The organism is Streptomyces sp. NPDC096132 (assembly GCF_044763345.1).
In the GTDB taxonomy this organism is placed as follows: domain Bacteria; phylum Actinomycetota; class Actinomycetes; order Streptomycetales; family Streptomycetaceae; genus Streptomyces.
In genome coordinates this window covers 1-16,509 of sequence record NZ_JBIWGA010000050.1, presented here as the reverse complement: position 1 = coordinate 16,509, position 16,509 = coordinate 1, and the positions used below count along the sequence as shown (strand labels likewise).

General features: G+C 70.6%; 15 protein-coding genes and 1 pseudogene. 4 read left to right on the top strand and 12 right to left on the bottom strand.

The features are described 5' to 3' along the window. Positions 1-194 precede the first annotated feature (194 nt). Positions 195-1,295 carry a PAS domain-containing protein gene (locus ACIRF9_RS49835; protein WP_403837064.1) on the top strand — a complete coding sequence of 367 codons (1,101 nt, stop codon included), beginning with the start codon at positions 195-197 and terminating at the stop codon, positions 1,293-1,295. Here ACIRF9_RS49835 and ACIRF9_RS49830 read toward each other — a convergent pair. The 5 genes and pseudogenes from ACIRF9_RS49830 to ACIRF9_RS49810 all read right to left on the bottom strand — a co-directional run. Then, a pseudogene (locus tag ACIRF9_RS49830) lies at positions 1,228-1,464 on the bottom strand (transposase); the annotation flags it as partial. The gene ACIRF9_RS49835 and the pseudogene ACIRF9_RS49830 sit on opposite strands and share 68 nt — an antisense overlap. 373 nt (positions 1,465-1,837) lie before the next feature. Then, a complete protein-coding gene (locus tag ACIRF9_RS49825) occupies positions 1,838-2,797 on the bottom strand; it encodes an NADP-dependent oxidoreductase (protein WP_403837047.1) in 960 nt (319 codons plus the stop codon). Continuing rightward, positions 2,797-3,702, bottom strand: coding sequence for a nitroreductase/quinone reductase family protein (locus ACIRF9_RS49820; protein WP_403837046.1), 906 nt, complete (start codon positions 3,700-3,702; stop codon positions 2,797-2,799). The genes ACIRF9_RS49825 and ACIRF9_RS49820 overlap by 1 nt, the downstream gene beginning before the upstream one ends. A 1-nt stretch (position 3,703) precedes the next feature. After that, entirely contained in the window at positions 3,704-4,339 is a 636-nt protein-coding gene (locus tag ACIRF9_RS49815; protein ID WP_403837063.1) for an NADPH-dependent F420 reductase, read from the bottom strand. Between the two features lie 60 nt (positions 4,340-4,399). Continuing rightward, entirely contained in the window at positions 4,400-5,179 is a 780-nt protein-coding gene (locus ACIRF9_RS49810; RefSeq protein ID WP_403837045.1) for a 3-oxoacyl-ACP reductase family protein, read from the bottom strand. Between the two features lie 123 nt (positions 5,180-5,302). Between ACIRF9_RS49810 and ACIRF9_RS49805 the strand changes: the two genes are divergently transcribed. Continuing rightward, complete coding sequence (locus tag ACIRF9_RS49805; RefSeq protein ID WP_403837044.1) at positions 5,303-5,896, top strand: TetR/AcrR family transcriptional regulator; 594 nt, start codon at positions 5,303-5,305, stop codon at positions 5,894-5,896. 21 nt (positions 5,897-5,917) lie between these two features. On the opposite strand, the gene ACIRF9_RS49800 is transcribed toward ACIRF9_RS49805, so the two are convergent. The 4 genes from ACIRF9_RS49800 to ACIRF9_RS49785 form a co-directional block, all read right to left on the bottom strand. After that, positions 5,918-6,751: an alpha/beta fold hydrolase gene (locus ACIRF9_RS49800; RefSeq protein ID WP_403837043.1), complete on the bottom strand. Its 834-nt coding sequence runs from the start codon at positions 6,749-6,751 to the stop codon at positions 5,918-5,920. 1 nt (position 6,752) lies between these two features. Further along, a complete protein-coding gene (locus tag ACIRF9_RS49795; protein WP_403837042.1) occupies positions 6,753-7,604 on the bottom strand; it encodes an alpha/beta fold hydrolase in 852 nt (283 codons plus the stop codon). Between the two features lie 132 nt (positions 7,605-7,736). Beyond that, positions 7,737-8,540, bottom strand: a complete 804-nt coding sequence (locus tag ACIRF9_RS49790) for an alpha/beta hydrolase (protein WP_403837041.1) — start codon at positions 8,538-8,540, stop codon at positions 7,737-7,739. 451 nt (positions 8,541-8,991) lie between these two features. Continuing rightward, positions 8,992-11,769 carry an ATP-binding protein gene (locus ACIRF9_RS49785; RefSeq protein WP_403837040.1) on the bottom strand — a complete coding sequence of 926 codons (2,778 nt, stop codon included), beginning with the start codon at positions 11,767-11,769 and terminating at the stop codon, positions 8,992-8,994. 459 nt (positions 11,770-12,228) lie between these two features. On the opposite strand from ACIRF9_RS49785, the gene ACIRF9_RS49780 reads away from it, so the two are divergent. Further along, positions 12,229-13,137 carry a helix-turn-helix domain-containing protein gene (locus ACIRF9_RS49780; protein ID WP_403837039.1) on the top strand — a complete coding sequence of 303 codons (909 nt, stop codon included), beginning with the start codon at positions 12,229-12,231 and terminating at the stop codon, positions 13,135-13,137. Further along, positions 13,137-14,105, top strand: coding sequence for an alpha/beta hydrolase (locus ACIRF9_RS49775; RefSeq protein ID WP_403837038.1), 969 nt, complete (start codon positions 13,137-13,139; stop codon positions 14,103-14,105). Before ACIRF9_RS49780 ends, ACIRF9_RS49775 begins: the two co-directional genes overlap by 1 nt. 341 nt (positions 14,106-14,446) lie before the next feature. Here ACIRF9_RS49775 and ACIRF9_RS49770 read toward each other — a convergent pair whose 3' ends face one another. The 3 genes from ACIRF9_RS49770 to ACIRF9_RS49760 all read right to left on the bottom strand — a co-directional run bounded on the left by ACIRF9_RS49770 (position 14,447) and on the right by ACIRF9_RS49760 (position 16,449). Further along, positions 14,447-14,746 carry a hypothetical protein gene (locus tag ACIRF9_RS49770; RefSeq protein WP_403837037.1) on the bottom strand — a complete coding sequence of 100 codons (300 nt, stop codon included), beginning with the start codon at positions 14,744-14,746 and terminating at the stop codon, positions 14,447-14,449. Positions 14,747-14,866: 120 nt separating this feature from the next. Further along, a complete protein-coding gene (locus ACIRF9_RS49765) occupies positions 14,867-15,124 on the bottom strand; it encodes a hypothetical protein (protein ID WP_403837036.1) in 258 nt (85 codons plus the stop codon). Between the two features lie 608 nt (positions 15,125-15,732). Next, a complete protein-coding gene (locus ACIRF9_RS49760; protein WP_403837035.1) occupies positions 15,733-16,449 on the bottom strand; it encodes a ParA family protein in 717 nt (238 codons plus the stop codon). Between the last annotated feature and the right edge of the window lie 60 nt (positions 16,450-16,509).

Genomic DNA, 16,509 nt, shown 5'->3' with positions numbered 1-16,509 from the left:
CTGACGGCCCGGAGAAAAGCGCAGGTTGTCCAGTGAGCGTGCGCGATGGCCGTGCCCGGGGATCTTCAACCCCGGCGAAGCATGTGCAGGCCGGGAGGCTGCGCTTGGTGCGGGCGGCGAGTGATCTCAACGAGAGCGACCTGTGGCAGTTCGCACTCCAGCAAGCAGTGGCAGAGCTCGGAGGGCTGGGCGGCATGGTGCACCAGCGCGGCGGTATGCACAGGATGCGGCTCGTCGCGGCGGTTGGCCTACCTCCGCCCCTTGCACAGGCATGGGAAGACATCGAGTGGGACGAGGCGGTAGCCCCTGCTCTGGCTGCCCGCGAGAGCACCTACGTGTGGTTGCCGGTCCACGCATCTTCCGAGAGCATCCCGGAGGGCGGTACCCCTGGTCGGCCGACCGCCCCCCGTGCGCGGGCGCGGACGCTCCCAGACGGCACCGGATTGGCGGCCGTCCCTCTGCCCGGCCCGCAAGGACCATTGGGGGCGCTGTCCGTCGTGACGGCCACGTCCACTGGGCCCGACCTTGATCAGCAGGCATTCCTGGGCGGACTGGCCGCTCAGGTCGCCGAGCGGTTGCAGCAGTCCCCACCTGCCCCGAGTGGTCTGAGCCCTGCCTGGTGGCAGCAGCCATCCGAGTCGTACCTGCGCCAGGCCATGAAGGCGGTCGAGGTGGGAGGCTACGACTGGAACATCCGCACGGGCGAGGTGTTCTGCGACGAGGCGGTCCTGGCCGCGGGCGGACTGACGCAGGACACCTTCGACGGGCGGATCGAGACCTGGCTCGGCCTTGTCCATCCCGATGACATCAGCGGGGTGCTTGCGCAGGGCGACAAGGCGATCGCGGACCGAAACGTCTACAGTGCCGAATACCGGGTGTGCCGGCCCGATGGCAGCGTCGCCTGGGTGGAGGCCCGCGGCCAGGTAGTACTTGGCGAGGACGGGGAGCCCGCCCACATGATCGGCACCCTGTGGAACACCACGCAGACCCGTATTGCCCGTGACTCGGTCGTACGCGCCCTGCGACACATGAGCGACGGGTTCTTCGCCGTCGACACCGACTGGTGCATCACCTATGCGAACATCGAAGCGGAACGTCTGTTCGGTACTGCCGATAGGCTGCTCGGCCGGGTGCTGTGGGATGCCGTGCCCGACATCAGCTCCCTGGGCCTTGAAGCTCCTTGCCGACGCGCCGTCGCCAGCGGTACGCCGGTCGGCTTGGATGCTCAATGGCGAGTTCGACGGTGCCGGCCCTCGTGTCCCACTCGCGCGGGCGATAGCCGTTGCGGTGGTTGACTCTGTCCCCGCTGACCTGGCCGTATTCGGCATTGCAGAGGGCGTCGGCCTCCGCGGACATGAGCGCGTCGGCGAACGTCTTGATCATTGCGCGCAGCAGATCCGGACTCGCCGCGGCGAGATTGTCCTCCGCGAGGGCGTGCAGGGGCAGACTGTCGGGTGCGGTCATCGTGCTGATCTCCTTCGAGGCTTCGACACTTCGAAGATCAGCCGGTGGCCGTTCATCTATGCGGGCCCCATCCCGATGCCGGAGCAAACCCCCGGATCAGGTCGAACCCGTACACCACTTCCCTGGGCGCAACCCGGTCGGGCCCGGCCTGCGGCGCACCTCTGGGCTGCGCCGGGAAGAGCTGGCCACCCTCGCAGGGGGTCAGCATCGACTATTTACACGCGCCTGGAGCGCGGCAAGGAGACCAATCCCAGCCCGTCCCTCGTCGACGGCCTCGCCCGGGTCGGAACGGACCCGGCTTGGCGCGGTACGTCACCGCGCTCTGGTTCTGCATATCTCTTGCTGCCGGCGACCGTATGGCTCGTTCTCCTTGCTACACCCGCCTGTGGTTGTCATGCTTGGGGTGTGTGTCCCTGCCGATGGCGAGGACGATCTTCCCTCGCGTGTGGCGCTCGGCGAGCTTGCTGTACGCGGTGCGTACGTCGGCGAGTGGGTAGATGGAATCGATCGGGAAGACCAGGTTCCCCGCTACGGCCATCGCTGCGAGCCTTTCCCAGACCTCTGGGGTGTCTGCCTCGGCCTGTCCGACGGTGCGGACGCCGTAGCGGGCGGCGGCAGTACCGTCGGCGAGGGTGTTGATCCTCGTCGGCGGGACGCCGAGATCCAGTGCCGTCGCGACGTTGCCGCGTCCGAAGTGGTCGAGATAGGCGGTCACGGACCCCGATACCGCTTTACGGATGCGCTCGGTCAGGCCGTCGCCGTACTCGATCGGGATCGCGCCCAGCGATTCCAGGAACGGAAAGCTGCTGACGCTTCCCGCGGCCAGGACGGTGGCTCCCCTCAGGCGGGCGAGTTGTACGGCGATCGAGCCCACGCCGCCGGCACCGGCGGAGACGACCACGGTGTCGGCCTCGGACAGGTCGAGGGCTTCCACCTCGGCGTAGGCAGTGGCCCCGACTCCCGGAATGACTGCCGCCTGCGGCCACCCCAGCGCCGTGGGCTTGCGGGCGAGCCGGTCGGTGGCGGTGCGGACGAACTCGGCCTGTGCGGCGCGCGGTTGGAAGCCCATGACCTGATCGCCGGGCTGGAAGGCTTCCACGCCCGGCCCGACTGCATGCACCACGCCTGCGTAGTCGTTGCCCTGCCCTTCGGGGAAGTGGGCAGGCCACATGTCGGCGAAGGCACCCTCGCGGATGCTGATCTCGCCAGGGTTGATCGCGGCCGCTTCCACGGCCACGACCACCTCTCCCGGTCCCGGGGCGGGCCGATCGACGTCCACGACCTCCAGAACGTCGGGGCCGCCGTAACGGCTGAAGCGAATGGCTTTCGGCATCAGGGCCGCCTCTGAAGGACGCCGAAGGCGACGACGGGGATCACCCGGTCGATGTGCTTCTGGTACTCGGCGTATCCCGGCTGCCGCGCAACCACCTCGGCGAAGAGCCGGTCGCGTTCGTCGCCTTCGGTGATGGTGGCGCGGGCGGTGAGGGTCTCGGTGCCGATCTCCAGGGTGACGGTCGGGTTCTTGCGCACGTTGTGGTACCAGGCCGGGTGCTTGGTGCGGCCGAAGTTGGAGGCGATGAGCAGGATGCGGTCGCCGTCGCGGTAGTAGGTGATCGGGGTCGTGGCCGGGATGCCCGACTTGGCGCCGGTGGTGGTCAGCAGAGCCATGTCGGCGCCCTTGAAGACGCCCCCGACCCTGCCGCCGTTCGCTCGGAACTCCTCTTGGATGCCCCGGTTCCAGGCCCGCAGTTCCTCCGGGTCGGCGCTGCCGCTGGGGATGGTGTCGCTGGCGCGTGGGACGCGGACCGGGGGCGGGCCGACGACCTTCAGGCCGTACTCGCCCGCGCTGCTGATCGCGGCGTCCAGGTCGAAGGGCGGGGGGAGTTCGCCGGCGGTGGCGACCGGGGTCCCGTTGCGGGTGAACCATTCCTCGATGCCGGCGGGGGCGAAGGTGACGAGCATGCGCGAGGTGGGGCTGCGGACGACGTAGCTGTGCGGGACGCCGCGCGGGCCGAAGGCGACGTCGCCCGCGCTGAGGTCGTACTGCTCATCGCCGACGAAGAAGGTGATCTCGCCTTCCAGGACGGCCCAGATCTCGTCCTCGCGGGTGTGGACGTGCAGGGGTGGCGACTGCTCTTCGGGGTCGTGGAATTCCAGCTGGGCGGCCCGGCCCTGGGCCGCGTGGCCGGGGAGCTTCACCTCGACGGTGCCGCCGAGGAACCAGAGGCTGTCGCTCACGTCAGTTCTCCTTCAGAAGGCTCAGGGTGGGCAGCGGGCCGCCGGGGAACTGCTGCAGACGGCCGCCCTCGGCCAGCGGGCCGAGGTCGACCGCGGCCCATCCGGCACGCTCGATCAGGCGGGTGATGCGGTCGTTGGCGCCCGCGTCGTCACCGGACAGGAAGATCACCCGGCGTCCGCTTCCGGAGCGGGGGTTGGCGCCCAGGATGTGGGGCGGCAGGGTGTTGAAGGCTTTGACGAGCTTGGCGCCGGGGACGAGGTCGGCGACGACTTCGCTGGAGGTGCGTCCGCCGAGGTTCGCGACCTTGAAGTCGGGTGGGCCGAGGGGGTTGGTGGTGTCGATGACGACGCGGCCCTCCCAGTCGGTGAGGCCGGTGGCGCCGACGGCGTCCTTCAGGCGCTTCCAGGGCACGGCCAGGACGACGATGTCCTGCGCGGCGGCTTCCTTGACCGTCACTGCGGTCAGGCCGGGGCCGGCTGCGCTGACCAGTCCTGCGAGGGTGTCGGGGCCGCGGCTGTTGCTGATGAGGACGTTCTCTCCGGCGGCTACGAGGCGCTCTGCGAGGGCGGTGCCGATGGCTCCGGCTCCGATGATTCCGATGGACATGACGTGCTCCCTGAGGGGATGAGAAGTGATGGCGGATGGAGGGCGCCGGGCGGGGCCGGGGAAACCCCGCCCGGCTGCTGTGGGGGTGGGTCAGACGGCGAAGCCGCCGTCGACGTCCCAGCTGGTGCCGGTGATGAAGCGGGCCTCGGGGCGGGCGAGGTAGGCGACGGCGCTGGCGATGTCGGCGGGCTGGGCGTAGTGGCCGAGAGGCATGAGCTGCTTCATGGACTCGGCGAACGGGCCGGCATCGGGGTTCATGTCGGTCTCGGTGGGGCCGGGCTGCACGGTGTTGACGGTGATGCCGCGCGGGCCGAGCTCGCGGGCCAGACCGCGGGTGAGGCCGGCGACAGCGGCCTTGGTCAGGGAGTAGACGCCCACCCCCGGCACCGGGATGCGGTCGGCGTTGATGCTGCCGATGGTGATGATCCGCCCGCCCTGGCCGAGGAGGGGGGCGGCGGCCTGGATGGCGGTGAACACGCCGCGCACGTTGACCGCGATCATACGGTCGAACTCCTCCAACGGGAACTCCTCCAGCGGCGCGACGTGGGCGACGCCAGCGTTGTTCACCAGGATGTCCAGGTCCCCCAGGTGCTGGACCGTCTCGGTGATCGCGGCGCGCACGGCGTCCTCGTCCGCGCTGTCGGCCTGGATCGCGAGCGCGCTGCCGCCCTGCTGGGTGATCTCTTCGGCGAGGGCTTCGGCGGTGTCCTTGGCGCTGGAGTAGGTGAAGGCGACGGCGGCGCCGTCGGCGGCCAGGCGGCGCACGATCGCGGCGCCGATCCCCCGTGAGCCGCCCGTCACCAGGGCGACCTTTCCGGTGAGAGGCGTGTGAGCGGTAGCGGTGGCCGCGTCTGCGAGCTGGGTGGTCATGACTGGTGGTCTCCGTTCCGACACCCGTAATTCCGAACCGTTCGGTTACTATGTCGTGGTGGCTGGAACACGGGCCACGACCGATCCATTCCGCGGCGGCGGACTTCTTTTCGGGAGGCTTGGATGGCCAGGACAGGACGGCCCCGCTCCTTCGACACCGACGAGGCCCTCGACAAGGCGATGCGCCTGTTCTGGGCCGAGGGCTACGAAGGCGCCTCGCTGAACGAACTCACCGAGACCATGGGCATCAACCGGCGCAGCGTCTACGCCGCCTACGGCAACAAGGAGGAGCTGTTCCGCAAAGCCGTCGACCGCTATCTCGCAGGCCCCGGCGCATTTGTCGCCGAAGCCCTCGACCAGCCCACGGCCCGCCAGGTCGCCGAGACGATGCTGCACGGCTGCGCGGATGCCTACACCACGCCCGGCTGCCCGCGCGGCTGTCTGCTGGTGCAGTCCGCCCTCGCCTGCGGGCCCGAGGGCGAACCGGCCCGCGCCGACCTCGCCGCCCGCCGCGAGGCCGGAGTGGGCACGCTGCGGGAACGGTTCGAGCGCGCGCAACGCGAAGGGGACCTGCCCAGGTCGGCCGATGCCGATGCCCTGGCCCGCTACCTGACCGCCGTGGGCCAGGGCATCTCGGTGCAGGCCGCCGGCGGCGCGGGCCGCGAGGACCTGCACCGGGTCGCCGACCAGGCACTCGCCGCCTGGCCCGGCAACTGACCTGCGCCGCACGACCGGTGGCTACTTGGCTAGGAAGGCCAGCAGGGCGGCGTTGACCTCCGCCGCGTGCGTCCACAGCAGCCCGTGCGGCGCCCCCTCGATCTCCACGTACTCCGCGGACGGCAGCAGGGCGTGGAAAGGGCGGCCGGTCGCGTCGACGGGAAGGATCCGGTCGGCGGTGCCGTGCACGATCAGCGCGGGGACGTCGATGCGGGCCACATCCGCGCGGAAGTCGGTCAGCCAGGTCGGCACGCACGCCACCGACGCGATGGCCGACGATCCGGCCGCCACCGACCAGCTCGCGCTCACCGCCTCGTTGCTGATCCGCTTGCCGAGGGTGTCGTCGAGGTTGTAGAACGCCTGGAAGAAGCCGGTGAAGTAGGCGTAGCGGTCGGTGGTGACCGCCTCCAGGATGCCGTCGAACACCGCTTGGTCGACGCCCGTGGGGTTGTCGTCGGTCTTGAGCAGGAACGGCTCCAGGGAGGCCAGGAACACCGCCTTGGCAATCCGCCGCGAGCCGTAGGTGCCCAGGTAACGCCCGACCTCACCGGTGCCCATGGAGAAACCCACCAGCACGGCATCGGTGAGGTCCAGGGTGGTCAGCAACCCGTCGAGGTCGGCGGCGAAGGTGTCGTAGTCGTAGCCCGTGGCGGCCTTCGAGGAGCGGCCGAAGCCGCGTCGGTCGTAGGTGATGACCCGGTGCCCGGCGTCCAGCAGGGCGGGCAGCTGCTTCTCCCACGAGTGGCCGTCCAGCGGGTAGCCGTGGATGAGGACGACCGGCTGCCCGCTGCCGTGGTCCTCGTAGTACAGCTCGACGGGGGCGCTGTTTTCCTCGCCGACGGTGATGTACGGCATGTCAGCTGGTCTCCTTCACCGCGCGGCGGATGAGCCGGACGACGGTCTCGGGGTGGGTGAGGTGGACGGCGTGCGGGGCGTCGGCCTCCACGGTGTGCGCACCGGCGCGGGTGGCCATGAAGCGTTCGGCGGCGGGCGGGATGGTGCGGTCCGCGCGGGCGACGAGCGCGTAGGACGGCACGGCCTTCCAGGCGGCAGCCTGCGCGGGCTCGCCCAGCGCGATCGTGCTCGCCGGACGCTGTGTGGCCGCGAGGACGGCGGCGCGCTGTGTCGACAGCCGGTTGCTGAGGAAGACGTCGCGGAACTTCTCGGCCTTGAGGTACAGGTCGATGCCGCCGTCGTAGGGCACCGGCTGCAGCGCGGTCGGGATCGGCGCGGTCGGGTCGTCACTCAGGTGCGAGCCGGGGAACTTCGCCGCGAGCGCGGCCGCGCTCTCACCGGCGTCGGGGATGAAGGCGGCCACGTACACCAGCGCCTGCACGCGGTCGTTGCCGGCGGCGGCCTGGGTGATGACCGCGCCGCCGTAGGAGTGGCCGACCAGCACCAGCGGGCCCGGTGTCACCTCCAGCAGCTTGGCGAGGTAGGCGGCGTCCGAGGAGAGTCCTCTCAGTGGGACGGCGGGGGCGATCACCGGGTATCCGGCGTCCTGAAGGTGACCTACCACCGTGCTCCAGCCGGACGCGTCGGCCCACGCGCCGTGGACCAGCACGATCGTCGGCCGGTTTCCGCCGCTGGTGGAGCGGGTGGCGGCGACCGCGTCGGCCGGCGGCGTGACCGCCATGGCCGCACCGGCCGTCACCGCGGCTGCGAACGCCAGCGCCGAGCGCCGGGAAGGGGAAGAAGGGACGGACACGTGTTTCCTCCGGATCAGGTCAGCACAGTGGGTGCGAGCAAGGGCGTACGGCGGTCTCGGTCGGCGCCTTCGCGGGGTCGCCGCCGAGCCGCTTCGCGGCGCGGCCGTCGCGGTGGGCCGCGCCCGGGATCGTCAGGCGGGGCGGTTCTTGTCCAGCCAGGCCACGGCCGCGTCCGCGACTTCGCGCCAGCCGTGGTCGAGGGTCAGGGAGTGTCCCCGGTCGGGGAACTCACGGATCTCCGTCACGGCCGTCGAGTGCCGGTACTGCTTCGCCGCCGACCGCACCACTGCCGGGGGCACGATGTGGTCCTTGCCCCCGGAGACGAGCAGCAGCGGGCCCCGCGCGCTGTTGGTGGTGGCGACCTTCGCGGGCGACGACGGGCTGAAGTTGGCGAACGCGGCCTCGAACAGCGGCCGGGCCGGTCCCGGGACGGCCCAGCGTGCGTACAGGTCGTCCGACTCGTCGGCGGGCAGGGCGTTGCCGAACGCGTAGCGGAACTGCTTGGCGTTCAGCGAGACGGCCTTGGACCGGTTGCCCGGATTGCCCAGCGCCACGAACGACGAGCGCAGCGTGGAGACCGGGACCGGCAGCACGCCCTTGATGGGCGCCGGGTCGATCGCGACCGCGGCCGCGGCCAGCTCCCTGCCCAGCAGGTTCTGTGCGATCAGGCCGCCGAAGGAATGCCCGATCACCACCGGCTTCACCGGCAGGTCGGCGATGATGCGGGCGTAGTGGTCGGCGATGTCGGTGATCCCGAAACCGGCGGTGGCCGCCGGGTGCGCCCGGGTCTCCTCCGGGGTGTCGGCCACACCTGGCCAGCCCGGCGCGATCGGGTCGTAGCCGGCCTCCTCCAGGAGTTCGATCCAGCTCTGCCAGCTCGCCGGGTGGATCCACAGCCCGTGGATGAGTACCACGGGCACCGTACTGGGGGCCATGAGAGCCCTCCTCGTCTTCAGAACAGCGGAAGGGGAACCGGTCGCGCCGACCGGCCGGCACGAGCGGACCCGTCCCGCTTCACTTCTCCGACCGGACCCTCACAGCCTGGAACGAGCGGCCCGCAGCCCGCGTCTGTCACGTGACTGTTTCTCCACGGACAGACACCGCCTGACCAGAGACGTCCACTCGGATCGACCGCCCAGGAGGCGTACAACACGGCCGCCGCACCGACCCTGAGCAGCGCATCATCAGCCAGGGCGGCTCACACTCCGGGCCGCGTGTCGGTACGGCGCCCACCCACTGCCGGCCGGCACGGAGAACCGGTCGCCGGTCGCCGGTCAGCCGGCAGGGGCCGCTTCGGGTCTGCGCGACCTGTCCCGCGGACAGGCTGAACACACGTACCGCAACCGCGCAGCGGCCGTCGGGTCCCCCTGCGAGGGTGTCGGAACGTCAGTCGGCGGAGCTGTCGTCCCCGATGAGGTCACGGAGTTGGTGGCGGGAGGCGATGCCGAGCTTGGGGAACACCCGGTACAGGTGGTGGCTGACGGTGCGGGGTGAGAGGAAGAGGCGCTCGCCGATTTCCCGGTTGGTCATGCCCTGGGCGGCCAGGTGGACGATCTGCTGCTGTTGGGCGGACAGATCGCCCAGCGCGTGGACTGCCGAGGTGTCGCGAGTGACGCCGGCGGCACGCAGTTCGGTGGCGGTGCGGCTGGTCCAGGGTGTGGCGCCCAGACGCCGGAAGATCTCCAGAGCGTGAGTGAGGGGTGCGCGGGCGTCGTTGATACGGCCGTTGCGGCGCAGCCATCGACCGTGGGCGAGACAGGTCTGGGCGTGCTCGAAGGGCCAGGGCGCGAGTCGGTCGCCGGCCAGGGCCGAACGGAAGAGGTCGTCGGCGCGGCCGGTGTCGTCGAGGAGCGCCTGGGCGTGCAGAAGGCGTCCGTCGAGCCGGGCGGAGCGCGAACGGGGGAGGGTGTCCAGCAGGTTGGTGAGGATGACGCGCGCATCATCGGTGTGGCCGCTTCGTACGGCGGCCTGGGCGAGGTCGGCGACGGCGTAGGGGGAGGCGTGGAAATGCAAGGGGGTGCCGTCCGGGCGGAACAGGCGGCGTAGTGAGGTGAAGGCGGCGGCGTGGTCGTCGGTTGCGGCGAAGGCGAGGCCGACGGCCCAGTGGGTGCGTGCCCGGATCTGGTTCACCACCTCGTCGCCGGTGAGGTCGAAGACCTGTCCTGCGAGGTGGTGGGCCCGGTCGGTGTCGCCCTGCAGGGCGCACAAGGTGGCCTCCAGCGTCATCACGTACACCTCGGCGCGGCCAAGGGGCCGGGTGGCCGCGGCAGCGGTGCCTTCGTCGACGACGGCGCGGGTCTGGAGCCACCAGCCGTGTTCGAGGCTGGCCCAGCCGTAGGTGAGGGCCATCTGGCGGTTGCGGAACTCCGGCCGGTCGCGGGCCAGCGGGTTGCAGTTACGGCCGACGTGAAGTGCGGCGGCGGTCTCGTCGAGCAGCCAGGCCATCCCGGACAGCCAGATCCGCTCCCTCGGACTGTGCGGGGGGCTGCCCGGCGGGCGGGGTGTGAGGGCTTCGCGGACGGCGGCCAGCGCGTCGGTGCGGCAGGCCAGGGGATCGATGGCCGTCCGCACCCACAGCCGGGGCAACCCGCAGGCGTGGGGCATGCGGTCCAGTGCCGCATCGACCTCTCGACGGAAGGTGTCGTCTCCGGCGTGGTTCGCGACGGCGGCGCCGACGGCGAGTGCTTGCAGGGCGGCTTCAGGGGCGGTCTTGGTGAGGGAACGGGCGGTGGCCATCAGGTGGGTGAAGGCTTCGCCCTGGCGCAGGCCGGCCGACAGTGCCCAGCCGCGCAGCATCTCGGCCTGCCGGCGCAGGCCCTCGTCCACGGAGGTGTCGGCGGCGCGGGCGGCGAGCCGCTCGGCACGTTCGACATGGTCGTCGACGGCCAGGACGTTGGCGGCCTTGATCAGCCGTTCCGCCTGCTGGACAGCGGTGGTGCTCAGGGCCGCGGCACGTTCCAGGGCGGCTGCGGCGGATTCCGTCGCTCCCCGCCCGACGGCCCGTTCGGCGGTCTTCTCCAGGGCCGTCGCGGCGTCGTCGTCGGGGCCGAAGGCGGCCGCTGCGAGGTGCCAGGCCCTGCGGTCGAAGTCCTGACTGAAGGCTTCGGCCAGGGTCAGATGAGCCTGCCGGCGTTCAGGCTGGCTCGCCGCCTGATAGACCGCCGACCGGATCAGTGGATGGCGGAAGGTGATGGTGCTGCCGCTGATGTGGATCAGGTCCGCCTGTTCGGCAGGCTGCCAGGTCACCGGATCGGCGGCGTCGGGTTCGACGCCCAGGACGAGGGACAGGTCCGGGGCGTCGGCGGCTGCGGCGATCAACAGCACGTTGCGGGTTGTGGGAGGCAGCATGGCGAGCTGGGCTGCGTACAGGCCCTCCAAACGGCGGTTGATCGGCAACGGGGCCGCGCCGAGCTGCTCGGGATCGGTGCAGCGCGCCAGCTCGACGAGGGCGAGCGGATTTCCGTTCGCATACTCCAGGATGCGGGCGCGGTGGCGTCCCGCGGGAGGAGTGGGCTGGGCGTCGAGCAGCGTATGGGCGGCCGGCTCGTCCAGTGGGGCCAGGGCGACGGCGCGCATGGCCTGGCCGAGGGACTCCGGCAGGACCTCGGGCCGGCACGCGGCGAGGATGCCGATGGCTTCACCGTCCAACCGGCGTGCAAGGAACGACAGGGCGTCGAGCGAGCCGGAGTCGACCCAGTGCGCGTCGTCGACCACGATCAACAGGGGCGTCTCGGTGGCGAGGTCGGACAGCAGGGTGAGGGTGGCCAGGCCCAGCAGCAGCCTGTCGGGGGTGTGGGCCTGTTCGTCGTCCTCCAGGCCGAACGCCGCCTCCAGCGCGTGCTTCTGCCGCGGAGGCAGGGCATGGGCGCGGGAGAGGACCGGCCGCAGCAGCTGGTGCAGGCCGGCGAAGGCGAGGTCGGCCTCCCCCTGGGTGCCGCGCACCCGCAGGATTCGCATCCCGGCCCGCGCGGCGTGAGCGGTCGTCGCGTCCAGCAACGCGGTCTTGCCGATGCCCGCCTCGGCGACGAGCAGGACGGCTGTCCCTTCGTCGGCGTGCTGCGCGGTGAGGCACTGTCCGAGCAGGGCCAATTCACTGTCTCGGCCGACCAGTTCGACCGCTGTGCTCTTCGACGCGCCCCACGCGGACGCCTGGATCGAGTCCACCCCCACCACCGTGCCCGCCCCTTTCACCCTCAGGCCCCGTCCGGCCGCTCGTGCATCGGCGACGAGCCGCAGACCCGGCCGCAGTGCCCCGGGCCGGTGGGCCACGTCTCGCGCAGAAGTCGTGGGCGGCGCTGACGTCGGCGGCAGCGCGCGATGCACCCTTGCAGGAAGAGAGTCCGGAACCTTGGCGGGTGCCTTCTCACCGTAAGCAGCACAACCGGACGTCTGCCCGTCCGCGGCGATACCCGTGCACGCACAGGCAATCCGCCTGCCGAACCGGTGTTGTGATGGCGACTGGGGAATCCGCAGCGCCGCCGCCTATGCCGGCGGGCGATGGCGACGCCCGCTCCCACCGGCGCCGTCACCTGCCCTGTGCGGTGAGATGCCGGAATCGCCGCCAACGTGCGGCAGGGGTCACGCTACGGTGGCGTCGACCCAGTCGCGACAGGAGCCGGAGGCATGGAAGAGCCGACCGCCACGCTGCCGCTGTTGGACCGGCGGGAGACGAACGATCCGTTACCGCCGTCGTGGCCCGAACCCCGCTTCGAACAATTCGCCCACATCCTGGTGGTCACCCAGCCACAGGGACGCCCGTTCGTAGCCCGCCGCACCTGGCGGCACATCGCCGAAGACCCCGGCGAAAACCTGCAGTTGGCCTTCCTCGACTCCGGCCGCAGCCGACTGGAACAGAACGGCCGGGAGGTGTTCCTGGAACAGGGCGACTTCACCCTGATCGACTCCGCCCGCCCCTACGACATCGAGACCCCGACCGCGTTCGTCACCCGGGTCTTTCTGTTCCCCAAGTCCGCGCTCGGCCTGTCGGAAACGGACCTGACCCGGCTGACCGGCACCCCGCTGCGGCAGAACCACGCCCTGTCGGCGTTCCTCGTCCCGTTCCTGACCCGACTGTCCCACCAAGGCGCCCGGCTGCACCCGCAGACCCGCAACAAGCTCGTCGGCGAGGTCACCGACATCCTCACCACCCTGGTCGGCGAAGCCCTGCGCGAAATGCCCAGCGACGACGCCGCCCGCCACACCTTCGTCCTGCGCGTGAAGGCGTTCGTCCTCGCCCACCTCGACCGCCCCGACCTCACGCCGGAACTGATCGCCACCGCCCACCACGTCTCACTGCGCTACCTGCACAAGGTATTCGCCGGCGAGGACACCACCGTGGCCCGCTTCATCCTGCGCGCCCGCCTGGAACGCTGCCGCCTGGAGCTGGCCAAGTACGACCCGCGCGACACCAGCGTCCGCGACCTGGCCCACACCTGGGGGTTCGTCAGCGCATCGCACTTCAGCCGCGTCTTCCGGGAGGCTTACGGCATGACACCGAGACAGTGGCAGCTGGCCGCGAAGGCACGGCGCTGATGAGCAACGCCAACCCGCTGGACCTCCCCCTCGAACCAGAGGCCCAGGCGTTCGTGGAGGCCGGCGAGGTCATCCCCTACCTGTACACGGTGCCGCCCTCGGAGAAGCGCCGCATGCTCGACGAACTCCAGGCCCGCCCCACCCCACGCCCCGACGTGGAGGAGGAATGGCTGCTCGTCGACGACGTCCCCGTCCGCATGGTCCGCCCACCGGGGGTGACCGGCCCGCTGCCGACCCTGCTGTTCGTCCACGGCGGCGGCTGGGTCATGGGCAACGCCGCCACCCACGACCGCCTGGTCCGCGAAATCGCCGTCGGCGCACACATCGCCGTCGCCTTCCCCGAATACACCCTCTCCCCCGAGGCCAGGTTCCCCACCGCACTGGAGGAGTGCTGGAAGGTCGCCACCTGGCTGACCAAGCAAGACCAGGCCCCCCTGGCCGTCGGAGGGGACCAGATGGGCGCCACCATCGCCTGCGGCCTCACCCTGCTCGCCGCCCGCCGAGGAGACGTCGACTTCACCCACCAGCTGCTGTTCTACCCCGCCACCGACACCACCTTCGACACCGGCTCCTACCAGCAGTTCGCCGTCGGCTACGCCCTGCGCGCCCAGGGCTACCGCGACTTCTGGGACCAGTACTGCCCCGACCCGGACGCCCGCCTCGACCCCGTCGCCGCACCACTGCGCACCAGCCCGGACGAACTGGCCCAACTGCCGCCCGCCACCGTCATCACCGCCGAAGCCGACTGCCTGCGCGACGAGGGCGAAGCGTACGCCGGTGCCCTGCGCACCGCCGGGGTCCCCGTTCTCTCCGTCCGCTACGCCGGCGTCACCAACGGCTTCGTCATGCTCGACGCCATGCGCAGCACCCACGCCGCCGACGCCGCGATCAACCAGGCCGCTCACGTCCTCCGCAACGCCCTGCACTCGAACCCGGCGTCGCCAACGCCACGTGGCCCCATGACCTGACCTCAAACAGTCGACCTTGGCTGATCGCCAAAGCAACCTCAACTTTCCGAGCACCGGTACCTCCGGCTCGGCGCCCCACCGTGATCATCCTCTCAAAAGTGGGGACCGGACAGCCGCGCGGAGCGAGTCTCGACCAGAGGTTGCCGTTGCCGACGTTCCCAGGACGCAAGTGCCGAGTGACGCCGGACGAGGGGGCAGTGAAGTAAGCACCACGAGGATGCCCCCGGCGGAGCCGCAGGTATGCTGCGCAGCCCCGCCAGGTGCCTCGCCAGGCGCAGGCCTGCGGCAGCTCGAACGCCACCCTCTGCTATCACTGTCGATCGGCTGTCAGCCCTTTTCGTCTATTCAACGCTATTCAGATCGGGAGGGTAGCCCTTTGCGCGGAGCCAGGTGTCGAGGGCGAGAGCGACGATGTCTCCGTGGGGGAGGTCGGTGTCGGCGTTGTAGCGGCGGATCCGGCGGTGGAGCTGGAGGACTTCGGGGACGGCGTGGTTGAGTTGTCCGCGTTTGGTGTGCCGGTTTCTGATGACGTCCAGAGTGCCCGGATGCGGTGTAAGAACGTCATCGGTCGGCTGGGGCTGGGCGTCGAGCGCGTCGGCGATTTCGCGTAGTCGGCGGGCGTAGGGGGACTGGTCGGGCACGTGATCTACTCCGGTCGGTTTGGCTAGGCGGATAGCTATCCGCCTATTGGGCTATTGGAATAGTCGGCACGGGCGGCCGCCCCCTTGCGTGGGGGCGGCCGCCCGTGCCATGCGGTCGGTTCAGAAGCCGCGGGTGGTGAGCCACTCGTCCAGCGCGACTGAGACGATGTCGCCGATGGGCAGGTGGTCGAGTTCGTTGTCCAGTGCGAAGCGCTTGATCCGCTTCTTCAGCTTCAGCGCGGCGGGAACTGACGAGTCGAGACTCTCCCGCGCGATGATGCGCTGGTTGAGAATCACGGCCGTCTCGGGGATGTCCTTGGGGCGGCCAGGACCGTGAGCCCACGGCGTTCCCTCGCTGGGCGCTGCCTCCGGTCGCACGTACTGCTCCTGGTGAGAACCCGGACCATCGGTCCTCACCGGGAATGCGGTACCGCCTGCGACCGGAGGAACGGCAGGGCGAACTGCCACCTCGGCGGCCGGAGTCGCGCCAGCAGCCGTGGACGTGACGGGAGACGGAGCATGCTGCGCAACAGATTCGGCCGGTTGTGTGGCCTGGACCGCGGGTGATCCAGACTGGGCAGCCGGGACTACAGGCGGCACCTGCCGCTCCACCGGCTCCCCACCGGCCACCGCCTCGGGGGCGACGACGGCCGGGCGAACCGGCTGACTGGCGGTCGGCTCCCGAACGGAGCTGCTCGGCGCCTCCGTAGTCGGCTGGGCGGAGATCTGTGGGACTTCGGGCACCGCCTCGGTTCGGCCCTGTGTCGATGCCTCGGGGTTGGGAACGGTGGAAGGAGCGGGCTGAACGTGAGGCTCGCTGACAGCGGGACGGCCTTCGCCCTGGGGCGTGGCCTGTTCAGCGGCGTACTGCTCAGGGGTGAGCTCGGCGGCCGGGGGAGGGGGCGGCGGGGCCGTCTTCTTGGCCCCGCCGCCGAGGGTGCGACCGGCGCGGCGGGCCGGCGGCTTCAGCTTCTCGTTCTTCTCGGTCATGCCTGGGTCAGCTCCTTCATGAGCTCGGCGTACTCGCTCAGTTCGGTGGGGATCTCGCCGAAGGCCTCCATGTAGTGGACCCAGGAGTGGATGGTGGTCTCGGCGAGCGGGAAGGCCTCGTCGCGATCGGGTCCGATCCCCTCGCCCTCGGCGGGGTCGAGGAGCTTGTCCTTCGCGTTGCGGGGCAGGCTGGTGCGGTCGTCGGCCTTGACCATGACGACGTGGGCGGTGACGCCGTGTTCGTTGCGGGCGGCGGCGCGTTCGGCCTCGTCGAAGGTGGCCACGAGCTTGCGGCGCTCGATCTTGGTGGGGGCGACCGGCACGAGCAGCAGGTTCGCCTCGGTAACTGCCTCGTGGAAGATGCGGGCGCTGCCGCCGCCGGCGTCGACCACGATCGCGCCGAACTCGGATCGCTTGGTGCGGATGTACTCGGCGATGTCGTCGAAGGGGTAGCGCTCGACGACCAGGTTGGCGGGGATCTCGAAGCCGGCGGCCTGGGCGACCTTGAACCAGTCGTAGGCGGACTGACTGGTGGCGTCGGCGTCCAGCAGCAGGGTGGGCAGGCCGAGGACGACGGCGTAGTAGAGGGCGATGAACCAGGCGGACGTGGTTTTGCCGGTGCCGCCCTTGAGCATGCCGACGACGATCACGAACGCGTCCCAGACGTGTTCTGTGGCTGCGGCCAGGGTCTTGTGACGGGTGTTCTCGTTCACGTGTGCTTGATCTCCTGAATGGTGAAGGGGTGTCGTGTTGTGCGCGCGTCGGAGAGTGGG